This is a genomic window from Streptomyces sp. P5F9, assembly GCF_057961495.1.
In genome coordinates, this window is the sequence record NZ_JBXVPZ010000503.1 from 1 (window position 1) to 6,627 (window position 6,627).

6 protein-coding genes are annotated in these 6,627 nt (G+C 71.1%); 5 read left to right on the plus strand and 1 reads right to left on the minus strand.

The genetic code is table 11. The features are described 5' to 3' along the window. The first annotated feature begins 225 nt into the window (after window positions 1-225). On the plus strand, window positions 226-408 hold the full coding sequence (locus AC31A1_RS43790) for a hypothetical protein (protein WP_489658656.1): 183 nt from the start codon (window positions 226-228) through the stop codon (window positions 406-408). Window positions 409-468: 60 nt separating this feature from the next. Here the strand turns inward: AC31A1_RS43790 and AC31A1_RS43795 are convergent, their stop codons facing one another. Next, window positions 469-2,211 (minus strand): dolichyl-phosphate-mannose--protein mannosyltransferase, encoded by a 1,743-nt coding sequence (locus tag AC31A1_RS43795; RefSeq protein WP_489658657.1) that lies wholly within the window; start codon window positions 2,209-2,211, stop codon window positions 469-471. 62 nt (window positions 2,212-2,273) lie between these two features. On the opposite strand from AC31A1_RS43795, the gene rsmI reads away from it, so the two are divergent. The 4 genes from rsmI to AC31A1_RS43815 all read left to right on the plus strand — a co-directional run bounded on the left by rsmI (window position 2,274) and on the right by AC31A1_RS43815 (window position 6,435). Then, complete coding sequence (rsmI, locus tag AC31A1_RS43800; protein ID WP_489658658.1) at window positions 2,274-3,134, plus strand: 16S rRNA (cytidine(1402)-2'-O)-methyltransferase; 861 nt, start codon at window positions 2,274-2,276, stop codon at window positions 3,132-3,134. Window positions 3,135-3,611: 477 nt separating this feature from the next. Continuing rightward, a complete protein-coding gene (locus AC31A1_RS43805; protein WP_489658659.1) occupies window positions 3,612-4,049 on the plus strand; it encodes a hypothetical protein in 438 nt (145 codons plus the stop codon). 47 nt (window positions 4,050-4,096) lie between these two features. Then, entirely contained in the window at window positions 4,097-4,990 is an 894-nt protein-coding gene (locus tag AC31A1_RS43810; RefSeq protein ID WP_489658660.1) for a TatD family hydrolase, read from the plus strand. Between the two features lie 143 nt (window positions 4,991-5,133). Next, on the plus strand, window positions 5,134-6,435 hold the full coding sequence (locus AC31A1_RS43815; RefSeq protein ID WP_489658661.1) for a resuscitation-promoting factor: 1,302 nt from the start codon (window positions 5,134-5,136) through the stop codon (window positions 6,433-6,435). Window positions 6,436-6,627 lie beyond the last annotated feature (192 nt).

Here is a 6,627-nt window from a genome sequence, read left to right on the forward strand (position 1 = left end):
GTCCCTCCCCGTTATCAGTCCTCCGAACTGTAGGTGGCGTGGGGGAAAGCTGTGAGGGGTGTTGCCTTTTGTTGTCCTAACAGAGATCGGCTGACTGGATCACGCCCCGTGGCGGGACACGTATGTGAACGTCCTGCGAAGGCTGGAAGACACCGGGCAACCGTGGGTGGGGGTGGGGGGTCGGCCGTGGTGCCGGATCCCCAACTGGCTCATGGAGGTAGTGCGTTGTTCTCTCGACTTGGCGGGCACCGGGTGCTGCGGGTCGCGGTGGTGCTGATTCTGCTGCTGGCGCTGGGAGTCGCCGTACGGATCGCTCTGCACCGGGGGCCCGAGCCGCCGTACAAGGGGCCGCGGCCGTCGCCCAGCGGGGCGTCCACATGGCCGCCCGGGGCCAGGCCAACCACGTGACGGTCACCGAGACGCCGGACGACGACGGGCGGATCTGGTCCAGCAGGACTGACGGCCGGGCTAGACCCAGGTGTCCAGCCACATCCGCGACCGCCACTGGTCGATGGGGATCGCCGTCCCCGTGTACAGCGGCCAGAAGTAGATGAAGTTCCACGTGACCAGCAGGACCAGGACGCCCGCTCCCACCGCGCCCGCCACCCGGCGCGTGTCGCTGGACCCCGGCGGGCCGATGACCGCGCCGATCAGCATCGCGACCGCGAGGCACAGGAACGGGAGGAAGACGATGGAGTAGAAGAAGAAGATCGTGCGGTCCTGGTACATGAACCAGGGGAGGTAGCCGGCCGCCACGCCGCAGGCGACCGCGCCCGCGCGCCAGTCGCGGCGGAACGCCCAGCGCCACAGGACGTACAGAAGCGCGAAGCAGGCCGCCCACCAGAGGAGCGGGGTGCCGATGGCCAGGACCTCGCGGGCGCACTTCTCGCCCGCGCTCGCCGGGCAGCCGTCCGAGCCCGGGGACGGGGACTCGTAGAAGTACGAGACCGGGCGGCCGTCGACCAGCCAGCTCCAGGGGTTGGACATGTACGTGTGCGGGGAGTGCAGGCCGACGTTGAACTCGTAGACCTCGTGCTCGTAGTGCCACAGGCTGCGCGCCCAGTCCGGCATGAACTGGCTCCAGAAGCCGCCCTTGCCGTCGGTCGCGGCCCAGTTGCGGAAGTAGCCGCCGGAGCCGTTGGCCGGGGAGAGGATCCAGCCGAGCCAGGACAGGACGTAGACCGAGATCGCGACCGGGGCGGTGGCCACGAAGGTGAGGCCCAGGTCGTACTTCAGGACGGCGGCGTACGGCTTGCTCGCGCCCGCGACCTTGCGGGAGCCGACGTCCCAGAGGAGGGCCATCAGCACGAAGGCGACGGCGTAGAAGAGGCCGTTCCACTTGGTGGCCATCGCGAGGCCGAGGATCAGGCCGGCCGCCCAGCGCCAGGGGCGCCAGCCGAGGAACAGGGTGTCCGCGATGTGCGCGTCGGGGCGGACGCGGCCGTCGGCGTCGACCGGTAGCGCTGCCGCGAGTTTCGCCCGGGCCCTGTCCCGGTCCAGGAGCAGGCAGCCGAACGCGGCCACCACGAAGAACATCAGCACGCCGTCGAGGAGCGAGGTGCGGGCCATCACGAAGGCCAGGCCGTCGAGCGACATCATGACGCCCGCGACGCAGCCGAGGAACGTGGAGCGGAACAGACGGCGGCCGATGCGGCACAGCATCAGGATCGCGAGCGTGCCGAGCAGCGCCGTCATGAAGCGCCAGCCGAAGGGGTTGAAGCCGAAGATCAGCTCGCCGAGGCCGATGACGTACTTGCCGACCGGCGGGTGCACGACGTAGGCCGCGTCCGTCGGGATGGGGACGTGACCGTTGTTCTGCAGGATGAGGTCGTTGGCGTTCTTGTCCCAGTTGACCTCGAAGCCGCGGTGGACCAGCGCCCACGCGTCCTTCGCGTAGTACGTCTCGTCGAATATCACCGCCTTCGGGCTGCCCAGGTGGTAGAAGCGCATCACGCCCGCCATGAGCGTGACCAGCAGCGGGCCGCCCCAGCCCGACCAGCGGTTGACGCGGTCGACGAGCGCGGGCGAGAAGCCGAGCGCCGCCCACAGCCGCGGGCTGGGCTCCGCGTACGGCGGCACCAGCCGGTCGCGTACGTCGCTTCTGGGCCCCGCCGTGTAGCCGAATCGGCGCAGCCGCTGCTGCCACGACGGCCGCTGGTCTTGCGGGGCCTGCCCTTGCCGGGTGTCCGTGGAGGACGCGGTACTGGTCACCGCGCCATCGTAGGGAACAGGTCTGTGTGAGTCCCGCCTCTCTCCCCTGAGAGGATGGAAACGTGACAGTTGCTCCCGGAACTCTGGTCCTTGCCGGCACCCCTATCGGCGACATCGCGGACGCCCCGCCGCGGCTCGCCGAGGAGTTGGCGGGTGCCGATGTGGTCGCCGCCGAGGACACGCGACGGCTCCGGCGGCTCACGCAGGCGCTGGGGGTGCAGCCCAAGGGCCGGGTCGTGTCGTACTTCGAGGGCAACGAGGCGGCGCGGACACCGGAGCTGGTGGAGGCGTTGCTCGGAGGTTCCCGTGTGCTGCTCGTGACCGACGCGGGGATGCCGTCCGTGTCCGACCCGGGGTACCGGCTGGTCGCCGCGGCCGTGGAGAAGGACATCAAGGTCACCGCCGTACCGGGACCGTCCGCGGTGCTCACCGCGCTCGCGCTGTCCGGGCTGCCGGTGGACCGGTTCTGCTTCGAGGGGTTCCTGCCGCGCAAGGCCGGCGAGCGGCTGTCGCGGCTGCGGGAGGTCGCCGGTGAGCGGCGGACCCTCGTCTACTTCGAGGCGCCGCACCGGCTCGACGACACCCTCGCCGCGATGGCCGAGGTGTTCGGCGCAGAGCGGCGGGCCGCCGTCTGCCGCGAGCTGACGAAGACGTACGAGGAGATCAAGCGCGGCCCGGTCGGCGAGCTGGCCGAGTGGGCGGCCGAGGGTGTCAGAGGGGAGATCACCGTCGTCGTCGAGGGCGCCCCCGAGAAGGTCGAAGAACTCGGCGCCGACGAGCTGGTACGGCGGGTGCGGGTGCGCGAGGAGGCGGGGGAGCGGCGTAAAGAGGCGATCGCCGCCGTGGCCGTCGAGGCGGGCGTTCCCAAGCGCGAGGTGTTCGATGCGGTGGTGGCGGCGAAGAGCGCGCAAAAACCCGTTTGAGGGCACGCGGGACTCCGGCGGGCGTACGGGAGATTCCCGCGCGGCGCAGGCGGGATTCCTGCGCGGCGGCACACGCGAACTTCTGGCGGGCCTTGCGCGGGAGCCGCTGTCCCGCCGGGCTTCGTGCAGGAAACCCCTGCCTCGCCGCGCCGCACGCGAGAACCCCCGCAGGGCCGCGCGGAAAACCCCATCTGACCTGCGGCGAAAGTTCCTCTGAGCGAGGCGCGTCTCCCCTGAGCGCGCGCCCCATGGCGGGGCAAAGCGGGGTCACGAAATGCAAAGCCCGGACCGCCTTGGCGGGGTGATTCGACAAGGAAAGTCCAAATCGCCTCCAACAGTCGACAGGACTGATGCGTTCGCCCTGCTGGAGGCGTCCACTGGATGAAGGGACGCACCCGTCCCTCGCCTCCAACGGGATTCCGGGGGGAATCCCCTCGCCGGGGGCGCTTGTCCAGCAGCAAGCAAGCAGGAGCTGGCATGAGTGAGATCGCAGGGCAGACCGGCCTCCGTGGCGCTGCCACGGCCGTGGTCAACGAGTCGTACTCCTTCGCCTGCATGCGGTGCGGGCACGGCTGGGAGCAGTCGTACGAGATAGAGCACCACGTCGACACCGACGGCCACCAGTTCGTGATGTACGTGGCGGAGGGTCAGGTCGTGCCGTCACCGCTCAGCCGGCCCGCGTGCCTCAACTGCGACGGGCATGTCGTGCGCATCATGCGCGCGGGCCAGGTGTCGTCGGTACGGGAGGCCGCGCAGCGGCAGTACCAGGCGCCGCGGCCCCGGGCAGCGGTCACGGCTGAGGCGGCGGAGGACGGCACGGGCGACGACGCCGCCGTGACCCCGCTGCCGGAGCACGGGGACCACCACTGGCACCTGTCCGACCTCCTGCACCCGTTCCACCGCAAGGCGAGCTGACCGGCTCCGACGACCGGGCGGGCATGCCCCTTTCGTAGGATCGGGGCATGCCTTCCTCCAGCGCCAGCGGTAGCGAGAAGAACGCGGCACCGCCGCTGCCCGAGCCCCTCCGGGTGGCCGTCGCCGACTCCCACACCCACCTCGACATGCAGTCCGGCACGGTGGACGAGGCTCTCGCCAAGGCCGCGTCGGTCGGCGTGACGACGCTCGTGCAGGTCGGCTGCGACCTGAAGGGTTCCCGCTGGGCCGCCGAGACGGCCGCCCGGTACGAGGCCGTCCACGCGACGGTCGCCCTGCACCCGAACGAAGCCCCGCACATAGTCCACGGAGACCCTGGGGGAGCCTGGTCCCGGCAGGGCGCGCGGGTGGCGGGCGGCGACAAGGCCCTGGACGAGGCCCTCGCCGAGATCGACCGCCTCGCCGGACTGCCCCAGGTCAAGGGCGTCGGCGAGACCGGGCTCGACTACTTCCGCACCGGCCCCGAGGGCAAGGCGGCCCAGGAGAAGTCCTTCCGCGCCCACATCGAGATCGCCAAGCGGCACGGCAAGGCCCTCGTCATCCACGACCGCGACGCCCACGCCGACGTGCTCCGCGTCCTCAAGGAGGAAGGCGCCCCCGAGCGCACGGTCTTCCACTGCTACTCCGGTGACGCCGAAATGGCCGAACTCTGCGCCCGCGCCGGGTACTTCATGTCCTTCGCCGGCACCGTCACCTTCAAGAACGCCCAGAACCTGCGGGACGCGCTCACCGTGGCCCCCCTCGAACTGGTCCTCGTGGAAACCGACGCCCCCTTCCTCACCCCGGCCCCCTACCGCGGACGGCCCAACGCGCCCTATCTCATTCCGGTCACGGTCCGCGCGATGGCCGCCGTACGGGGCATCGAGGAGGACGCGCTGGCGACGGCACTGGCGGCCAACACGGCCCGGGCGTTCGCCTATTGAGCCCTCGGGACCCCATTGAAAGAATCCTCGGGACGTCATCGAACACAACTCTGGGTAGCCGCGTCGCTTTGGAGAGTGACGGTCACTCCGCTAGGTTCTGTGGGCCCGATCCGGACCCCCGTGGCCTTCTGGAGCGTGTCGGCGTGAGCAACTACGAGACCTACGAGACGTACGACCGCGGTGTGCGCGCCGACGCGTACACCGACGGGCCCACGGCGGTGTACGAGGACACGTACCGCCCCGCCTACGAGGCGTACGAACCCGTGTTCCCCCGCCAGGCGGGCACAGTCCCGCCGGAGAGCGAGCCGGCGGCACGGCACGGGCGGCGGCGAAGAGCCGAGCGTCCGGACTCCGGTTCCGCGATGCGCCGGCTGGTGCCGCAGGCGCTGGTGGTCGCGTTCCTCGCGGGCGGCACCACCGCGTTCGTCGCCAAGGACAAGGCGATCGAGCTGAGCGTCGACGGCAAGCCGCGCACCCTGCACACCTTCGCCGACGACGTCACCGAACTCCTCGCCCAGCAGGGTGTCGACGTAGGCGCCCACGACGTGGTGGCCCCCGGCCGCGACGCGACCCTCGCCAGCGGCGACGAGGTCGCGGTGCGCTACGGCCGCCCCGTGCGGCTCACCATCGACGGCTACCGGCGCGAGGTGTGGACCACGGCGCGCACGGTCGACGGAGCCCTCGAACAGCTCGGCGTACGGGCCGAGGGCGCGTACGTCTCCACCTCGCGCTCCCAGCCCATCGGCCGCGCCGGACTCGCCCTCGACGTCCGCACCGAACGCACCGTCACGATCATGGCCGACGGTCGCGCCCGCACGATCCGCACGAACGCGGCGACGGTCGGCGAGGCGGTCCAGGAGGCCGGCATCAGCCTCCACGGCGAGGACACCACCTCGGTCCCGCCCACCAGCTTCCCGCGCGACGGCCAGACGATCACGGTCCTGCGGGTGACGGGCACGCGCGAGGTCCGCGAGGAGGCGATCCCCTTCAAGGTCGAACGCACCGACGACCCCACCCTCTTCAAGGGCACGGAGGTGGTCGAACGCGCCGGCCGGCCGGGCCTCCGCCGGGTCACCTACACCCTCCGCACGGTCAACGGCGTCAAGGAGAAGCCCCGGCGGGTGGACGACCAGCTGGTCCGCGAACCCCGCTCCCAGCTGGTGAAGGTAGGCACGAAGCCCATGCCCACCTCGGTCCAGGGCGCCGACCAGCTCAACTGGCACGGCCTCGCGACCTGCGAGTCCGGCGGCCGCCCCGGCGCGGTGGACCCTTCGGGGACGTACGGCGGCCTCTACCAGTTCGACACCCACACCTGGCACAGCCTCGGCGGCAGCGGACGCCCCCAGGACGCGAGCGCGGAAGAACAGACGTTCCGCGCGAAGAGGCTGTACGTACGCCGGGGTTCGAGCCCGTGGCCGCACTGCGGGACAAGGCTGCACGGCTGAGGTCTGAGGGGTTTGGGGGCTTGGGGGCGCCAGCCCCCAGCCCCCAGGGGCGCGGGGCTGTTTCGATGTGCGGCTCCGCCGCGCGGGCGCGACCAGCCACGACGGCGCGGCAGACGAAAACGGCCCCGTAACCTAGGTGACGTGAGCAGCAACCCCACCCCCGACGCCCTCCTAGGCCTGTCTCTTATACAC

Coding starts and splice junctions, on each gene's coding strand:
- AC31A1_RS43805 (WP_489658659.1), top strand. CDS start 3,612: ATGAGTGAGATCGCAGGGCAGACCGGCCTCCGTGGCGCTGCCACGGCC.
- AC31A1_RS43810 (WP_489658660.1), top strand. CDS start 4,097: ATGCCTTCCTCCAGCGCCAGCGGTAGCGAGAAGAACGCGGCACCGCCG.